This window comes from Micromonospora sp. CA-244673, from assembly GCF_050948395.1.
Lineage (GTDB): Bacteria > Actinomycetota > Actinomycetes > Mycobacteriales > Micromonosporaceae > Micromonospora.
On the sequence record NZ_CP192019.1, the window covers coordinates 883,405 to 900,279 of the forward strand.

At 74.7% G+C, this 16,875-nt stretch carries 15 protein-coding genes and 1 tRNA gene; 6 read left to right on the top strand and 10 right to left on the bottom strand.

The features are described 5' to 3' along the window. Nucleotides 1-12: 12 nt before the first annotated feature. Nucleotides 13-1,842, bottom strand: coding sequence for a hypothetical protein (locus ACQP12_RS04425; RefSeq protein WP_433285207.1), 1,830 nt, complete (start codon nucleotides 1,840-1,842; stop codon nucleotides 13-15). Between the two features lie 101 nt (nucleotides 1,843-1,943). Here ACQP12_RS04425 and ACQP12_RS04430 point away from each other — a divergent pair. The 4 genes from ACQP12_RS04430 (at nucleotide 1,944) to ACQP12_RS04445 (ending at nucleotide 4,310) form a co-directional block, all read left to right on the top strand. Beyond that, nucleotides 1,944-2,027, top strand: a tRNA-Leu gene (locus tag ACQP12_RS04430). A 105-nt stretch (nucleotides 2,028-2,132) separates the two neighbouring features. Then, a complete protein-coding gene (locus ACQP12_RS04435; protein WP_357947742.1) occupies nucleotides 2,133-2,975 on the top strand; it encodes a Bax inhibitor-1/YccA family protein in 843 nt (280 codons plus the stop codon). Between the two features lie 127 nt (nucleotides 2,976-3,102). After that, on the top strand, nucleotides 3,103-3,861 hold the full coding sequence (locus ACQP12_RS04440) for a Bax inhibitor-1/YccA family protein (protein WP_433285209.1): 759 nt from the start codon (nucleotides 3,103-3,105) through the stop codon (nucleotides 3,859-3,861). A gap of 128 nt (nucleotides 3,862-3,989) precedes the next feature. Then, nucleotides 3,990-4,310 (top strand): hypothetical protein, encoded by a 321-nt coding sequence (locus ACQP12_RS04445; RefSeq protein WP_357947736.1) that lies wholly within the window; start codon nucleotides 3,990-3,992, stop codon nucleotides 4,308-4,310. Nucleotides 4,311-4,317: 7 nt separating this feature from the next. On the opposite strand, the gene ACQP12_RS04450 is transcribed toward ACQP12_RS04445, so the two are convergent. From ACQP12_RS04450 to ACQP12_RS04465, 4 genes are all read right to left on the bottom strand, one after another. Then, entirely contained in the window at nucleotides 4,318-5,781 is a 1,464-nt protein-coding gene (locus tag ACQP12_RS04450) for a CHAD domain-containing protein (protein ID WP_433285211.1), read from the bottom strand. Nucleotides 5,782-5,821: 40 nt separating this feature from the next. Then, the gene (locus ACQP12_RS04455) at nucleotides 5,822-7,084 is read right to left on the bottom strand and encodes an acetyl-CoA C-acetyltransferase (RefSeq protein WP_357947731.1); all 1,263 of its coding nucleotides are present in this window, start codon (nucleotides 7,082-7,084) and stop codon (nucleotides 5,822-5,824) included. A 73-nt stretch (nucleotides 7,085-7,157) separates the two neighbouring features. Next, a complete protein-coding gene (locus ACQP12_RS04460) occupies nucleotides 7,158-7,958 on the bottom strand; it encodes an SGNH/GDSL hydrolase family protein (RefSeq protein ID WP_357947728.1) in 801 nt (266 codons plus the stop codon). Between the two features lie 111 nt (nucleotides 7,959-8,069). After that, nucleotides 8,070-9,116 (bottom strand): SGNH/GDSL hydrolase family protein, encoded by a 1,047-nt coding sequence (locus ACQP12_RS04465; protein ID WP_433285214.1) that lies wholly within the window; start codon nucleotides 9,114-9,116, stop codon nucleotides 8,070-8,072. A 140-nt stretch (nucleotides 9,117-9,256) separates the two neighbouring features. On the opposite strand from ACQP12_RS04465, the gene ACQP12_RS04470 reads away from it, so the two are divergent. Then, nucleotides 9,257-9,613 (top strand): YkvA family protein, encoded by a 357-nt coding sequence (locus tag ACQP12_RS04470; protein WP_357947722.1) that lies wholly within the window; start codon nucleotides 9,257-9,259, stop codon nucleotides 9,611-9,613. 76 nt (nucleotides 9,614-9,689) lie between these two features. Continuing rightward, nucleotides 9,690-11,060: a cystathionine beta-synthase gene (locus ACQP12_RS04475; RefSeq protein ID WP_357947719.1), complete on the top strand. Its 1,371-nt coding sequence runs from the start codon at nucleotides 9,690-9,692 to the stop codon at nucleotides 11,058-11,060. 52 nt (nucleotides 11,061-11,112) lie between these two features. Here ACQP12_RS04475 and ACQP12_RS04480 read toward each other — a convergent pair whose 3' ends face one another. The 5 genes from ACQP12_RS04480 to ngg all read right to left on the bottom strand — a co-directional run bounded on the left by ACQP12_RS04480 (nucleotide 11,113) and on the right by ngg (nucleotide 16,875). Further along, complete coding sequence (locus ACQP12_RS04480; protein ID WP_433285217.1) at nucleotides 11,113-12,063, bottom strand: S1C family serine protease; 951 nt, start codon at nucleotides 12,061-12,063, stop codon at nucleotides 11,113-11,115. 44 nt (nucleotides 12,064-12,107) lie between these two features. After that, nucleotides 12,108-12,617: an N-acetyltransferase family protein gene (locus ACQP12_RS04485; protein ID WP_433285219.1), complete on the bottom strand. Its 510-nt coding sequence runs from the start codon at nucleotides 12,615-12,617 to the stop codon at nucleotides 12,108-12,110. Then, complete coding sequence (locus ACQP12_RS04490) at nucleotides 12,617-13,543, bottom strand: ribonuclease Z (protein ID WP_433285221.1); 927 nt, start codon at nucleotides 13,541-13,543, stop codon at nucleotides 12,617-12,619. Before ACQP12_RS04490 ends, ACQP12_RS04485 begins: the two co-directional genes overlap by 1 nt. Nucleotides 13,544-13,876: 333 nt before the next feature. Beyond that, nucleotides 13,877-15,052 (bottom strand): osmoprotectant NAGGN system M42 family peptidase, encoded by a 1,176-nt coding sequence (locus ACQP12_RS04495; RefSeq protein WP_433285223.1) that lies wholly within the window; start codon nucleotides 15,050-15,052, stop codon nucleotides 13,877-13,879. Next, nucleotides 15,049-16,875 carry an N-acetylglutaminylglutamine synthetase gene (gene ngg / locus ACQP12_RS04500; RefSeq protein ID WP_433285225.1) on the bottom strand — a complete coding sequence of 609 codons (1,827 nt, stop codon included), beginning with the start codon at nucleotides 16,873-16,875 and terminating at the stop codon, nucleotides 15,049-15,051. Before ngg ends, ACQP12_RS04495 begins: the two co-directional genes overlap by 4 nt.

A 16,875-nucleotide genomic window follows, 5' to 3' on the forward strand; every position in this document is an offset into this window, starting at 1 on the left:
GCCGTGTCCGGGTCAGAACCGCCAGGTCCAGGCGTCGGCGATGCGGGTGCCCGGTCCGAAGAGTTCCTCCAGGGTCCGGCGCAGGGTCTCCGCGTGCGGCGCGTCGTCGGTCAGCGCCACGCACGACGCGCCCCAGAACTCGATGTCCCGGGCGGCCTGCCGGCGCTGCCGGTCGCCCACCGCCGGCGCCACCCCCCGCTTCGCGACGTCGGCCAGCAGGGCCGAGGTGGGGCGCTGGTACGTGCCCATGGTGGCCGAGCCGTTGCGCCCGTACGGGCCGATGAAGAAGCCCTCCGGCATGCCGAAGGCGGCGCCGGCGGCGGTGCCCCAGCGCATCGGCCACGGGTCCTTCGGGGTGGCCGTGGGCACCGGGACGAGCACCCCGCCGGGGCGTACGCACTGCCGCCAGTGCCCGCCGGTGACGAACTCCGGCAGCGGCGGTCGGTCGGTGGTGGGCAGCGGCGCGGGGAAGACGCTGAGCAGGGCCGCGCCGACCGCGACGGGGACCAGCCGGCGGGCGCGCCCCCGCTCGCCCAGCGCCCGGTGCACCGCCAGCGTGAGCACCGTCCCCACCAGCGGCAGCACCGCCAGGCCGAACCGCGTCGGCAGCGCACCGTCGACCACCGGCAGGCCGGTCAGCAGGGCGTACGGGCCGGGCACCCCGGTCCGCTCCCCGCCGACCATGACCTCGGGGCCGAGCGAGAGCGCCGCCATCACGAGCGCCCCGGCGAGGCACGCGACGACCAGGGCGCGCCGGCCCAGCCAGACCGCGCAACCGGCGGCCACCAGCAGCAGCGGCCAGCCCAGGAAGCCGTTGAACTCGGCCGGGCCGGTGGTCAGCCGGGCCGCGTCGGCGCCGCCCAGCACGGACAGCGCGGAGAGCCGGGTCCAGCTGGTGAGGTCGGCGGAGAAGTAGTGCGGGCTGAACATCCCGTCCGAGACGCCCTGCGGCCCGGCGAACTGGAGCCACAGCGGGTACGCCAGCACGAGCAGGGCCAGCCCGGCGGCGCACATCAGCCCACCGGCGAAGCCGGGCAGCGCCCGGCGCAGCAGCGCCCGGTCGACCAGCCCGTACGCGACGGCCATGACAAGCAGGGTGAGCGCGGTGAGGAAGAGCACCTCCTCGCCGACGAAGACCTGGACGGTGACGGCGGCGGCCAGCCCGAGCGCCGAGGTGGCCAGCCGGCGGCGGTCCGGGCCGTCCGGGCGGCCGGCCGGGTCGGCGGCCCGGAGCAGCCGGACGACCAGCCAGACGATCACCGGGACCAGCCACTGGGCGGTCATGTGCAGGTGCCCGTTGCTCTGCGAGACCATGCCCGGGCCGAAGCCGCAGAGCGCGGCGCCGAGCCCGGCGGCGAGCCGGCGGGCCCGCAGCGTCCGGTGCAGGAGCAGGTACCAGGCCAGCGCCGTACCGGCCAGGTTGGCCCCGGCCAGCAGGGCGAAGGTGACCGGCGCCCCGAGGACGAGGGTCACCGGGGCGAGCAGCACGCCGAGCGCGATGACCGTGGTGTTGGTCATCAGGTTGACCCCGTCCGGCGCGTTCAGCCGGTCGGTGATCAGGCCGAAGTCGCCGAGCAGGGCACGCGAGTCGACGGCCAGGAACCACTCGTAGAGGGTCTGGTCGGCCGGGTTGAGGGCGAGCATCCGCTGCCCGGGCGCCGGCCAGAGCCCGTGGGTGAGCCAGCCGGCGAACGCGGCGAAGAGCAGGCCGACCAGCAGGTCCGCGCGGTGCCGGCGGCCGGCGGCCAGCAGCCGGGCCGCCCGGCCCGGGCGGATCGCCGGGTCGCGGCGGACCGCCTGGTCGCGGTCGGGCCCGGGGGCGGTGCGGGCGGCGCTGGTCACGGCCTCGACCATATCGGCCGGACCCCTCGGGGTACGCCGGGCCGCGACGCAGCCGCTACGGTGAGATCTGCACCGCGCGTGTCGACGCGCCGGTGTCACCCGCCCGGGTGGTGGAATGGCAGACACGGCCGCCTTAAAAGCGGCTGCCGAAAGGCGTGCGGGTTCGACCCCCGCCCCGGGCACCACACTCTCAGGTTTCCCACAGCTTCGCGCGGCGCGCGGCGTTGCCCCCGCGTTTACCCTGGAGAGGCACGTTCACGTGCATCGACCCCCTGAGGGAGGCCTGAGAAGTGAAGACCTCGAACCCGGTGCTCGCCCGGCTCGGCCAGGCGGCTGAGCGGGAGCGGGCGGCCGGGTACGCCCAGCCCGGGCCGTACGGTCAGCCCGGATATCCGCAGCAGTACCAGCAGTACCCGCAGCAGCAGCCGTACCCGACCGGCCACGGCTACCCGGCGGCCCCGCCCACCGTGACCCCGATGACCCTCGACGACGTGGTCGTCAAGACGGTCCTGATGCTCGGCATCCTCGGCGCCTCGGCCGCAGCGGCCTGGGTGCTCGTGCCGGACGCCCTGACCGGCGTGGCCTGGATCGGCGCCGCCGTGGTCGGCCTGGTCCTCGGCCTGATCATCTCGTTCTCGCGGATGGCCAACCCGGCGCTCGTGGTGGCGTACTCGATCGTCGAGGGCGTCTTCGTCGGCATGGTCAGCAAGACGTTCGACACGCTCTACGACGGCATCGTGCTCCAGGCCGTGGTCGCCACGTTCGGCGTCTTCTTCCTCATGGCGATGATCTACAAGGCACGGATCATCCGGGCCACCCCGAAGTTCGCCCGGATCATGGTGGCGATCATCGCGGGTCTCTTCGGCGTCATGCTGATCAACCTGGTGCTCGCCCTCTTCGGCGTCAACACCCACCTCCGCGACGGCAGCCCGCTGGCCATCGGCTTCAGCCTGGTCTGCATCGTGGTCGCTTCGCTGAGCTTCGTGCTCAACTTCGCGGAGATCGAGGAGGGCGTCCGGATGGGGCTCCCGCAGCGCTACTCCTGGACCGCCGCGTTCGGCATCGTGGTCGGCCTGGTCTGGCTCTACCTGGAGATCCTCCGGCTGCTCAGCTACTTCCAGGGCGACGACTGACCGACCCCGCCCGACCTGCGACGCCCGCCTGCCGCCCCCGCGGCGGCGGGCGTCGTCGTTTGCCCGCCGCCGCCGGGTCGCCCGGGGCAGAGTGGGAGCCGGGGTACGTCGGCGCGAGGAGGTCGCGGTGCGCAGTGCCAACCCGGTGCTGGACCGGCTGGACGACGTCGGCCGGACCGAGCGGCAGGTGCTCGGGGCGGGGGCCGTCGACACCATGACGGTGGCCGACGTGGTCAGCCGGACGGTCGGGCTGCTGCTGCTCACCGGCGTCACCGCCGCCGTGGCCTGGGTGCTCGTGCCGCAGGCCGGGTGGATCTCCGCGGCGCTGGCCGGCAGCGCCCTGGCCAGCCTGGCGCTCGTGCTGGTCATCACGCTGAAGCAGATCACCAACCCGCCACTGATCGCCGGGTACGCGGTGCTCCAGGGTCTGCTGCTCGGCGTGGCCAGCCGCGCCTTCGAGCTGGTCTATCCGGGCATCGTGGCGCAGGCGGTGGTCGGCACCTTCGGGGTCTTCCTCGGCATGGCGCTGCTCTACCGGGCCCGGCTGATCCGGGCCACCCCGCGGCTGGCCCGCCTGGTCGTCGGCACCCTCATCGGCATCGTGGCGATCGGCCTGGTCAACCTGGTCACCTACCTGTTCACCGGGAAGCAGGGCGTCGAGGTCTACAGCCTCTCCGCGCGGGTGGGCTGGCTGCCGTACCTCTTCTCGGTGGTCGCGATCATCGCCGGGGCGCTCAGCTTCGTCCTCGACTTCGATCTTGTCGAACGGTCCGCCCGCAACGGCCTGCCCCGCCGGTACGCCTGGTTCTGCGCCTTCGGCCTGCTGGTCGGGCTGATCTTCCTGTACTGGCAGATCCTGCGCCTGCTCAGCTACGTCCGCCGCTGACCGTACGACGACTCCAGCTCGGCTGGCGGCCATGATTCGGCCTCCGCGCCGCCCGGCGGCGCGTCCGTCCGAATGAAGGCCGGTCTGCCGCCGCGCCGCGACCTGGAGCGGTCGTAGACTCGGCCGCGATGAGCGCAGGAGAACTGGACCGGGCGGTGACGCTGCTGGTCCGACAGGTCGGGCACTGGGAGCAGCCGCGCTGGTCGGCGGCGGCCGAGGGCGGCAACGTGTCCCGCGCCGACCTCGTGCACAAGCTGGTCCAGGAGATCGCCAACCTGGCGGCCGACGCCGAGGGGGAGCCGCGCCGCGAGGTGCCCCGGCTTCCCAGCGACCTGGCCCTGCCCGACCAGCTCCGGGTGGTCGCCGCCGACCTGCTGGCGGCCGGCGCGCCGGAACCCGTGCTGGCCGGGGCGGCCGCCGCGGTCGCCCGGACCCGTTCCACGCTCTGACCGGCGATCAGCCCGTCAGCCAGCGCCGCACCTTCCGCCGGCGGGCCCGGTCACGGGCCTTCGCCAGCGCCGGCCCGGCCCGGTCGGCCAGCGCGGCCTGCCGGGCGTGCAGCAGGCCGTAGGTGAAGGTGTTCTCGCCGTCGGCGTACCCCCGCAGCGCCTGCTCGCGCAGCACCGCACGGGTCACCACCGAGTCCTGGTGCGCGCCGAGCGCGTCCTGGAGGTCCTTGAACCGGTCCACCAGCTTCGCGGCGGGCCGGCGCACCTCGACGGCGTACCGGGCCCGCTTGCCCGCCTTGCGCGCCTCGTGCAGGGCGGCGTCGTCCCCGCCCGCGAGCGCCTCGTCCAGCCGGTCGTCGAAGCGGGTCACCGCCCGGCGCACCCGCCGGGTCACCCAGCGGGGCCGTACGCCGCGCGTGGTCGGCCCCTCCACCAGCGCGTCCAGGCGGCGCAGCAGGTCGGTGTAGCGGTCGGAGCCGAGCGTGGCGCGCAGCCCGTCGAGGGCGGCGGCCAGATCGGCGGCGAACCGTTCGGCGAACCGCGCCGGCACCGGGCCGAGCACCAGCTCCGCGGGTTCCGCGTGTACCGCGTCGGCCAGCCGGGCGGCCATCACCTGGACGTCGCGGACCGGCCCGAGCTGCGCGCCCAGCCAGCGCAGCTCCGCCCGCACCTGCTCGCTCTCCGCGCGGTCCCAGAGGCCCCGGAAGGTCCGCAGCGTGGAGCGGAGCCGGCGGACGGCCACCCGCATGTCGTGCACGGCGTCCTCGTCGCCGCCGAGCGCGCCGGCGTGGTGCCCGACCAGCGTGTCGCGTTGGGCGGTGAGGTAGTCGACCACCGGCGCGGCCGCCGGGTCGGCGGGCGCCGAACGGGTGGCGGCGAGCCGGCCGCCCAGCGCGCGGTGGGACTTCGAGACCGGGACGGCCCGGGCGCCGGCCCCGCGCAGCCGGTCGTCCACCGCGTCGAGCAGCGCCTCGTCGCCCTCGACAAGCTCGACCTCCAGCTCGTGCCAGGCCTGCCGCTCGCCGCTCACCAGGTCCTCGGCGTGGACGTCGTCCTCGGCCACCTCGGCCAGCGGGCGGCCGGCCGCGTCGAGCAGGCGGCGTTCCCGGCGGCGGGTGACGACCCGCGCGGCCGGGGCGACCGGGCGGCCACGGGACGCGCCGCGGAAGAGCGCCACCAGTTCGGGCGGCGGGTCGGCGTCCTCCGGCCCGGCCGGGAACTGGTGCTCGGTGCGCGCGCCGCCGACCGCGCCCACCTTGAGGTGCCAGCCCGCGTCGTGCCCGCCGGTCCGCCGCCGCAGCGCGTAGCCGCTGCGCGCCAGCCGGAGGTCGGCGGTGTCCCAGTAGACCGCGTCCAGGTCGAGGGCGGTGGCGTCGGACGTCGTCGCGACGCCACCGCACCCCGTCAGGTCGGGCAGCCGGAATCCCTCGTCGCCGGAGTACTTGCGTTCGCGTTCCACGACGGTCGCCATGGCGCCTCCCGTACCCGGCTTCTGTTGCGGGGAACCGGCCTCAGTTCAGGCGTTCGAGCACCATGGCCATGCCCTGGCCGCCGCCGACGCACATGGTCTCCAGACCGATGGTCCCGTCGTGCCACTCCAGCGCGTTGAGCAGGGTGCCGGTGATCCGGGCGCCGGTCATGCCGAACGGGTGGCCGACCGCGATCGCGCCGCCCATCACGTTCAGCTTCTCCTCGGGGATGCCGAGCTGCCGGTACGACGGGATCACCTGGGCGGCGAACGCCTCGTTGATCTCGACCAGGTCGACGTCGTCGATGGTCATGCCGGCCCGCTTCAGCGCCTGCCTGGACGCCTCGACCGGGCCCAGGCCCATGATCTCGGGCGACAGCGCGGTGACGCCGGTGGAGACGATCCGGGCCAGCGGGGTGAGCCCCAGCTCCTGGGCCCGCTGCGCACTCATGATCACCACGGCGGCCGCCCCGTCGTTGAGCGGGCAGCAGTTGCCGGCGGTGATCCGGCCGTCCGGGCGGAAGACCGGCTTCAGGCCGGCCACGGCCTCCAGCGTCACGCCGGGGCGCGGGCCGTCGTCGGTGCTCACCACGGTGCCGTCCGGCGTGGTGACCGGGGTGATCTCGCGGGCCCAGAAGCCGTCCGCGATCGCCTTCTCGGCCAGGTTCTGGCTGCGGACGCCGAACGCGTCCATGTCCTCGCGGGTGACGTCGTGGACCTGGGCGAGGTTCTCCGCGGTCTGCCCCATGGTCAGGTAGATGTCGGGGAGCTGGCCGGCCTCGCGCGGGTCGGTCCACACCTCGGCGCCGCCCTGGGCCCGGGCCTTCGAGCGCTCGCGCGCCTCGGCGAATCGCGGGTTCTCCCAGCCGCCGCCGACCAGCGCCTGCGCCTCCGGCGGGAGGGTGTCCGAGTTGCCCCGCGCGTACCTGGAGACGGTCTCGACGCCGGCGGAGATGAAGACGTCGCCCTCGCCCGCCCGGATCGCGTGCATGGCCATGCGGGTGGTCTGCAGCGAGGAGGCGCAGTAGCGGGTCAGCGTGGCGCCGGGCAGGCCGTCCAGGCCCAGCAGGGTGGCGACCACCCGGGCCATGTTGAAGCCCTGCTCGCCACCGGGCAGGCCGCAGCCCAGGTAGAGGTCGTCGATGGTGGTGGGATCGAGCGCCGGAACCTTGTCGAGGGCGGCCTGGACGATCGTGGCGGCGAGGTCGTCCGGGCGGACCTCCCGCAGGGAACCCTTGAACGCGCGGCCGATGGGGGACCGGGCGGTGGCGACGATGACGGCGTCGCGGGGCGACTCAATCGGCATGAACCAACGTTAACCCGCCGGTAACTTGTGGCGGAAGCCGCGCGGCGGGCGGGAAATGTCACCCCGCCGGGGCTCAGTGGTGGTGCCGGTAGGCGACCGCGGCGGCCGCCTCGACCGCCGGCAGCAGGGCGTGCGCCCAGACCCGGTAGCCGTCGGCGGAGGGGTGGAAGCCGTCGTGGCAGAGGGTGCCGGCGTCCGCCCGGAACACCGGGCCGGTCTCGGTGGCCAGGTCGACGACGCTGCCCCCGGCGTCGAGCACGGCGCCCGTCTGGGCGCGGGCCATCCGCCGCCCGGCCCAGCCGAGCACCTGCCGCAGCGGGGACGCGACCGCGCGGACCGCGCCGAGGTCGGGGCAGGTGCCCACGACCACCTCGACGTGCGCCTCGCGCAGCCGGCGCACCGCCGAGCCGAGGTAGGCCGCCGCGTCGGCCGGGCGGGCCAGCCCGGTGGCGTCGTTCGCCCCGATCAGGATCACCGCCACGTCGGGCCGTTCGCCGAGCAGCGCCCGGGCCACCTGGGTGGCCAGATCGGTGGAGCGGGAGCCGGAGACCCCGACGCTGGACAGGTGCACCCGCCGGCCGGCGGGCGCCTCGCTCAGCAGTTGGGCGAGCTGGCCGCCGATGGTCTCCTCGAAGCGGTCGACGCCGACGCCGAGCGCCGACGAGTCGCCGAGCAGCACCAGCCGCAGCGGCGGGGCGTCCGCCCGGCCGACCGTGGCGCGCAGCGCGAGGCCCAGCTCGGGCTGGGCGTATTCCCGGCTCCGGGCGGCGATGGCCTGGCCGGCGAGGACCACCGCCCCGCCCACCGTGCCGGCGAGCAGGGAGAGCGCGGCGGCCCGACCAAGCCGGACCGCGAGCTCGTTACGCTCGGTCACCACGACACCTCCCCAGCTCCCCTGACCCGCGGGCGGGTCTGCTCCTGGCGAACGGCGTCGACATGAGCATGGCACACGTTGTGCCTGCTGATGATGCCTCCGCCGCCCCGCTCACGCCAGCCCCTCCACCTGGGCCGGATCGGCGGCGGCACCGGGCTGCGGCGCCGCGCCGACGCCGAAGAAGGCCCGCCGCCGAAGCTGCGCCCATCGTCCACCGGGCCCGCGCTCGCGGCCGCGAACCTGGGCGGCGCTGACCTCGGTGCCGGCGTGCCGGGCGGCCTCCTGGGCCGCCTCGGGGAGCGACCGTACGCCTTCCGCGTGGGCGAGCGAAGGCCGGCGTTCCTGGCCGGCGCCCAACGCGGAGAGCACGGTCGGTAGCAGCGCCGCCGCGGCCACCGCGTACCCCTCGGCGGACGGGTGGAACCGGTCCCAGGCGAACATGCGGGTCGGCTCGGCGGCGAACCGTGGGCCCAGCAGGTCGCCCAGCGAGACCGTCCAGCCGCCCGCCTCCACCACGGCCATCGTCTGGGCGGCGGCGAGCTGGCGGCTCCAGCGCCGGGCCAGCCAGCGCAGCGGCGGCTGGATCGGCCGGATCGCGCCCAGGTCGGGGCAGGTGCCGACGACCACCTCGCAGCCGGCGGCCCGCAGCGTCCGGACCGCGTCGACCAGGTAGCGCACGGCCACCGAGAGCGGGGTGCGGTTGGTGACGTCGTTGCCGCCGACCAGGACGACCGCGATGTCCGGTTCGACCTCCAGGGCCGACTCGACCTGCGGCCTGAGCCCGGCCGACAGGGCGCCCACCACGGCGAACCGGTGCAGCCGGACCGGCCGGTGCAGCCGGCGGGACAGCCCGGTGGCGAGCAGCGCGCCGGGGGTCTCGCGGCGGCGGTGCACGCCGTAGCCGGCGGCCGAGGAGTCACCGAGGATCACCATGGTGACCGGCGGGCCGGGAAGCTTCGCGCCGTAGACGCCGTCGCAGCGCGGCGGGGGCGCCTCGGCCATGGGGATGGTGCGCCGGGCCTGGCGGGCCTGCCCGAGCAGCACCCCGCCCGTGACGACGGTGGCCGCCACCGTGGCGCCCGTGCCGATCGCCGTCACGCGGGCGATCCGCCGGGCGCGCTGCCAGCCGCCGTGCGCGACGGAACCAGCGTCCCCCATGCACCGACATTATCGCGCCACCACGACACCCGCTCTCCGCGTGATCGTCATGGCTGGGACGGGACCGTTCCGGGTACCGGTAGGGCAGGGGCGGGCTTGCACCGGGACCGCACCCTGGTCGAGCGGAGAGGGGCGAGGAGATGGGGAAGACGTTGAAACGGAGCGCGGCCTTCACGGCGCTGGCCCGGGCGCTGGCCGCCGGAGCGCGGGGTGGCCCGTCGCTGGGCGCCCGGCTGGCGGCGCTGCCGCGGATGATCCGGGCCACCGCCCGGGGCGAGTACGACGGCGGCCTGCGGCTGGCCCTGATGGCCGGCGCCACGGCGTACATCGTCTCGCCGATCGACCTGCTGCCGGAGATCCCGCTGGCGATCTTCGGCCTGGCCGACGACGCCGTCATGGTCACCTGGCTGGCCGGCAGCGTGCTCGCTGAGACCGAGCGCTTCCTGGAGTGGGAGGCACGTCGCAGGTCCGTCATCCCGGGGCATGTGGCGCCCTGACGGCACGTACCCTGGGCGACGAACTGACGACTTTCCGGCCGCCCCACGACGGCGGCGCAACGAAGGGCACAACGAGGTGCAGTACTACGACAACGTGGTCGAGCTGATCGGCAACACCCCGCTGGTACGCCTGCGCAACGTCACCGAGGGCATCCAGGCGACCGTGCTGGCGAAGGTGGAATACGTCAACCCGGGCGGCTCGGTCAAGGACCGGATCGCGCTGCGGATGGTCGAGGACGCCGAGAAGGCCGGCCTGCTCCAGCCGGGCGGCACGATCGTCGAGCCGACCAGCGGCAACACCGGCGTCGGGCTGGCCCTCGTCGCCCAGCTCAAGGGCTACAAGTGCGTCTTCGTCTGCCCCGACAAGGTCAGCCAGGACAAGCAGGACGTGCTGCGGGCGTACGGCGCCGAGGTCGTGGTCTGCCCGACCGCCGTGGCGCCGGAGGACCCGCGCTCCTACTACAACGTCTCCGACCGGCTGACCCGGGAGATCCCCGGCGCCTGGAAGCCCAACCAGTACAGCAACCCGGCCAACCCGCGCTCGCACTACGAGACCACCGGGCCGGAGATCTGGCAGCAGACCGAGGGGCGGCTCACCCACTTCGTGGCGGGTGTCGGCACAGGCGGCACCATCTCCGGCATCGGCCGCTACCTGAAGGAGGCGTCCGAGGGGCGGGTCCGGGTGGTCGGCGCGGACCCGGAGGGTTCGGTCTACTCCGGCGGCACCGGCCGGCCCTACCTGGTGGAGGGCGTCGGCGAGGACTTCTGGCCGGAGACCTACGACCGGTCCGTGGCCGACGAGATCGTCGAGGTGTCCGACAAGCAGTCCTTCGAGATGACCCGGCGGCTGGCCCGCGAGGAGGGGCTGCTGGTCGGGGGCTCCTGCGGCATGGCCGTGGTGGCCGCCCTGGAGGTGGCCCGCAAGGCCGGCCCGGACGACGTGGTCGTGGTGCTGCTGCCGGACAGCGGCAAGGGCTACCTGTCGAAGATCTTCAACGACAGCTGGATGGCCCGCTACGGCTTCCTCGACAACTCGGGCACCGAGCCGACCGTGGCCGAGGCGCTCGCCAACAAGCCGGGCGGCCTGCCCGAGCTGGTGCACGTCCACCCGACCGAGACGGTCCGCGACGCGATCGACTACATGCGGGAATACGGCGTCTCCCAGCTCCCGGTGCTCAAGGCCGAGCCGCCCGTGGTGACCGGCGAGGTGGCCGGCTCGATCGCCGAGAAGGACCTGCTCGACGCGCTCTTCACCGGCCAGGCCCACCTGCACGACACCATCGAGCGGCACATGACCGACCCGCTGCCCATGATCGGTGGCGGCCAGCCGGTGAGCGAGGCGGTCGGGCTGCTGGAGAAGGCCGACGCCGCGCTGGTGCTGGTCGACGGCAAGCCCAAGGGCGTGCTGACCCGCCAGGACCTGCTGGCCCACCTCGGCGCCCGCTGACCCACGTCGACACGAGGGCCGCACCCCGTCCGGGGTGCGGCCCTCGTTCGCGTCAGCGGCTCAGCTCGGTCGGGACGGCCACCACGTCCACGTACGCGCCCTTGCGCAGCACGGTGACCGGCAGGCGGGCGCCGATCGCCGGGCCGAGCATCAACCGTTGCAGGCCCTGGCCGTCCTGCACGGGCCGGCCGCCGGCCGCCACGATGATGTCGCCGAGGTAGAGCCCGGCCGTCCCGGCCGGACTGCCCGGCACCACCTCGACCACGCGCAGCCCGCGCCGCTGCCCGGTCCGCGCGGTGATCTCCGGTGGCAGCGGCACCGGCACGCCGGCCACACCCAGCCAGGCCCGGCGGACCCGGCCGTCGGCGGTGAGGTCCGCGATGATCTGCCGGGTGGTGGCGTTGACCGGCACGGCCAGCCCGAGGCCGTACCCGGCGACCGCGGTGTTGACCCCGACCACCCGGCCGGCCGAGTCGGCCAGCGCGCCGCCCGAGTTGCCCGGGTTCAGCGCCGCGTCGGTCTGGATGACGTCCTCGATGAGCCGGGTGACCCGCCCGTCCCGGGCCGGCAGCGACCGGCCCAGCCCGGAGACCACCCCGGCGGTGACCGACCCGGCCAGCCCCATCGGGTTGCCGACGGCGACCACCAACTGGCCGATCCGCAGCCGGTCCGCGTCGCCCAGCTCCACGGGCTCGACGGTCGCCCGTTCCGCCCGCAGCACGGCCAGGTCGGAGAGCGGGTCGGCGCCCACCACCCGGAACCCGGTCTCGGTGCCGTCGCCGAAGGCGGCCGACCCGTCCCGGGCGCCCTGCACCACGTGGGCGCTGGTGAGCAGCAGCCCGTCCGGGCCGATCACCACGGCCGAACCGGCGCCGGCGCCCCGCGCGGTCCGCACCGACAGGGCGGCCACGCTGGGCAGCACCCGGGCGGCCACGCCGCTCACCACCCGGGAGTACGCGTCGAGCGCGGCGTCCTCGGCCCGCTCGGTGTGCTCGGTGTCCATGCCGATCCCAACGCGCCCACATCGACGCCCATGCCCCGATCCGCTCAGAGCGAACGGCAATAGCGGAGCTGGGGGACGAGGGCGGTGCCGATGACGTCGTCGCGCTGCTCGCCCGTGGCGGTCCAGCCGCCGCGCTCGTAGAACCGGCGGGCGGTCGCGTTCTCCCGGAGCACCCAGAGCACCGCACGGGACCACCCGCGGGCCCGCATGGCGTCGAGGGCGTCCGCCATGAGCGCCCGCCCGGTGCCCCGCCCCCGCTCCGCCGGCTCCAGGTGGATGGCGTTGAGCAGGCCGGTGGCCGGATCGCCCTCGTCGTCGGGCCCCAGGTAGCTGAAGCCGACGAGCCGGCCGTCCCGCTCGACCACGGTCATCCGGTGGTCCGCGCGTTCCCAGGTCACCCGCTCGGTCCAGTACCGGCCCATCGCCTCCGGGGTCGGATCGGCCAGCGCCTGCGCGGGCAGGAACGACGAGTACGCCGCGACCCGGGACCGCTGGTGCAGGGCGCCGACCGCCATGAGATCGGCCTCGGTGGCCGGGCGCAGGGAGATCGTCATCAGGCCGAGGCTACCCGCCGGGGCGGCACCTGCACCGTCATCAGGTCCTCGGCGATCACCAGCTCACCGGCGAAGTGCTCGCGGGCCTCGTCGGCGAAGCGGCGCGGGTCCGCGTACCGCTGGGAGAAGTGGGTGAGCACGAGCGTGCGTACCCCCGACTCGGCCGCCACCCGCGCGGCCTGGCCGGCGGTGAGGTGCCCGGCCTCGGCGGCGAGGGCGGCCTCGGACTCCAGGAAGGTCGACTCGATGACCAGCAGGTCGGCGTGCTCGGCCAGGGCCCACACCCCGTCACAGAGGCCGGTGTCCATGACGAAGGCGAACCGCTGCCCCGGCCGGGTCACGCTCACCTCCTCCCGGGTGACGCGGCGCCCGTCCAGGTCCAGGTGGCCGTCGCGGAGGAGTTGCCCGACCGCGGGGCCGGCGATGCCGTACGCGGACAGCTTCTCCGGAAGCATCCGGCAGCCGTCCGGCTCGACGAGCCGGTAGCCGTACGTCTCGATGGGATGCCGCAGCCGGCGGGCCTCCAGCGTGCCGATGCCCAGCGTGATCCGCTGCCCGTCCGCCTCGATCGGCTCGACGGCCAGCTCGGCGGTCTCGTAGAAGCTCGACGCGTGGCGCAGCCGGGCGAAGTATTCGGCGCCCCCGGCGGGGAAGTGCACGGCCACCGGGCGGGGGACCCGGTCCAGGGAGAGCCGCTGGATCATGCCGGGCAGGCCCAGGCAGTGGTCGCCGTGGAAGTGGGTGACGCAGATCCGGGTCAGGTCGGTGGCGGAGATCCCGGTGTGCAGCATCTGCCGCTGGCTGCCCTCGCCGGGGTCGAAGAGGAGCACCTCGTCGTCCCAGCGCAGCAGGTAGCCGTTGTGGTTGCGCTGCCGGGTGGGCGCCTGGCTGGCCGTACCGAGGATCACCAGCTCGCGCATCGACACGCGGGGCCTCCCAGACATGAAGCGACCCCCGGGGCTTCCGCGCTCGCGCGCGGGCCGGCTGGACTGGGCCGGCACCCCGGGGGTCGGGTGGCTGTCGTGGTTTCGCCGCACCGCTGCCACACGGTCTCGACGATGGTGCCTTGCTGCCCGCCTCGCGGCGGACGGGATTTCACTGTCGAGGACAGCGGCTAGCGGACAGCCACCTCACGAGTCCGATTGCTATACAAGTCTGGACCACCTCCTTTCCCGTGTACCGCCACGCTATCGACTTCCCGTCGCGCTCGGCAACGGATTTGGATCACAGCCCGACGGGGAATCCCGAGCGCCGGCCGATCACTCCACGCCGATGGGGCCCTCTCGCGGACCCTCCTCGGAGGCGGGCTGGACGGCCAGCGACGGGAAGTCGGCCAGGTCGCCCTCGGGCTCGGCGTCCCACTCGGGGAACACCAGCGGCTTCTGCAGGTAGAGGCAGAGCAGTTGGGCGAGGTGCCGCAGCCCGTCCAGGTGGGTGCGCTCGTGGCCATGGGTGGCGTCCACGCCGAAGCCGAGCAGCGCCACCCGGGCGTGGGCGCCCGCCTCGACCGCCGCCGCCACGTCCGAGCGGTAGTAGTCGAAGACGTCCCGGACCAGGTGGACGCCGTGCTCCCGGGCGATCGCGGCGAGGTGCCGGGTGAGGTGGTAGTCGAACGGGCCCACCCCGTCGCCCATGGCCAGGGTGGCCGCGTCCTCCCGGGACTGCTGGCCGGGCGCGACCACCGCGGCGTCCACCGAGACGATCTCCGCGACGTCGGGGTCGAGGCCGTGGCTGGCCCCGTGCCCGATCTCCTCGGTGACCGTGACCAGCAGGTGCGCGGTGACCGCCGGGGTGACGCCCGCGTCGACCATCGCCTTGAACGCGGTCAGCACCGCGGCCACCCCGGCCTTGTCGTCCAGGTGCCGGGACTTGACGTACCCGCTCGGGGTGATCGTCGGGTTGGCGAGCAGCGCGACGAAATCTCCGGCGTCGACGCCGAGCGCCCGGAGCCCGGCCTCGTCGGTGACCGGCTCGTCGACCCGGACCTCGATCAGCTCCCAGCCGACGCCCTGGAGGTCGACGCCCTCGTTGTAGCGGTGCCCGCTGGCCTTCAGCGGCAGCACCTGGCCGGTGACCACCCGGTCCAGGTCGTCGGTGAAGATCCGCACGTGGGCGCCCTCGGCGAAGCGGGCGCTGTGCGTGCCGATCGGCTTCACCTCCAGCCGGCCGTTCTCCTTCAGCCGCTTCACCATGCCGCCGATGGTGTCGGTGTGCACCACGATGGCCCGGTCGGCGCCGGTCGACCGCGGCCCCGGCAGGGACGCGCTGAGCGCCCCGCGCCGGGTCAGCGTCGAGCCGATGCCGAGCGCCGAGAGACGCTCGCCCACGTACTGCTGCACGTGGTCGGTACGCCCCGACGGGCTGGGGATCTCCAGCAGCTCCACCAGCACCTGGCGCAGGTAGTCGAGGTCGAGCTCCAGCGGCTTCGGGCTCACGCGGCCCCTCCCGCGCCGGCCGGCGACCAGAGCCGCTGCGGCGCCCGGGTGCCGGGGAAGAGCAGGTCGACGAAGCGCTCGGCGGTCGGCTGCGGCTCGTGGTTGGCCAGGCCCGGTCGCTCGTTCGCCTCGATGAACACGTGCTCCGGCCGGTCGGCGGCGGGGACCAGCAGGTCCAGCCCGGTGACCGGGATGTCCAGCGCCTGGCTGGCCGTCACGCACGCCTCGGCGATGGCCGGGTGCAGCTCGGCGGTCACGTCGTGGATCGTGCCCCCGGTGTGCAGGTTCGCGGTCCGCCGGACGGCCAGCACCTGCCCCTCGGGGAGCACGTCGTGCATCCGGTGGCCGGCCTCGGCCACCACCTCGCGGGTCATGTCGTCGATCGGGATCCGGGACTCGCCGCCGGTGGCCGCCGCGCGGCGGCGGCTCTGCCGCTCGATCAGCTCGGTGACGTCGTGCACCCCGTCGCCGGTGATTTGCGCGGGCCGGCGGACCGCCGCGGCCACCACCTCGTGGTCGATGACGATCACCCGCAGGTCCTCGCCCTCCCGCAGCTCCTCGATCAGCACGTCCGGGCAGAACCGGCGGGCCAGCTCGACGGCGGCGGTCAGCGCCTCCGGCGTGCGGACCCCGACCGTGATGCCGTTGCCCTGCTCGCCCCGGGCCGGCTTGACCACCACCGGGCCGACGTCGGCCAGGAAGGCCAGGTCGTCGGCGTCGCCCGTGGCGGTCCGGCCGCGCGGCACCGACAGGCCCGCCTCGGTGAGGATGCGCCGGGTGACCCGCTTGTCGTCGCAGCGGCTCATCGCCACCGCCGAGGTCAGCTCGGAGAGCGACTCGCGCGTGTGCACGGTCCGGCCGCCGCTGCTCAGCCGCAGCTCACCCCAGCGCGGATCGGTCACCTCCACCCGGATGCCGCGCCGCATGGCCTCATCCGCGACGATCTTCGCGTACGGGTTCAGCTCGTCGTACCCCGCCGGCATGGCGGGCAGGAACAGCCGCTCGTTGATCGGGTTCTTCCGCTTCACGCAGAGCGTCCCGGTGCGGTGGAAGCCGAGCCGCTCGTAGAGCCGGATCGCCCCCGAGTTCTCGGCCAGCACCGACAGGTCCACGTACGCCCGGCCCCGCGTGTCGAGCCGGTCGGCCAGCGCGGTGAGCAGCGCCTGGCCGGTGCCGGGCGGGGCGGTGTTGAAGTCCACGGTCAGGCACCAGAGGCTCGCGCCGTTGTCCGGGTCGCCGAAGACCGCGACGTGGTCCACCCCGGTGATGGTGCCGACCACCTCGCCGGTGGCGTCCTCGGCGACCAGGTGCAGGAACCGGTCGGTGGCGGCGTTGTCGACCAGCACCTCCACCGGCGCGGTGACCATGCCGTTGCGGGCGTAGATCCGGTTCACCGCATCCGCGTCGTCGGCGTCGCGCAGCGGCCGGACGGCCAGGCCGGGGATCTCGACGCTCTCGGTGGCGGCCGGCCGCCGCTCGCCCAGCGGCAGCCGGTAGGTCAGCGACGGGTCGATGAACAGCTCGTCGGGGAGGCGGGAGACCAGCACGTGCGGGTCGCGCAGGTAGATGCAGATGTCCCGGGCGCCGACCGCCTCGGAGCGCAGCACGTCGGCGACCTCGACCTGCTCGGCGAAGGTCTGCCCGAAGACCAGCCGGCCCCAGCCGCAGTCCAGCACCACGCCGGACCCGTCGCCGGGCTCCTGATGCGGCTCCGGCGTGCCGGGCGCCACCGGGTCGCCGCCCGGGCCGACCCGCTCCCGGCGCCGGCCCAGCACCCGTTCCCGATCGGTACGCGCGGCTCCCGTCGCGAGGGTGTCGGTCAC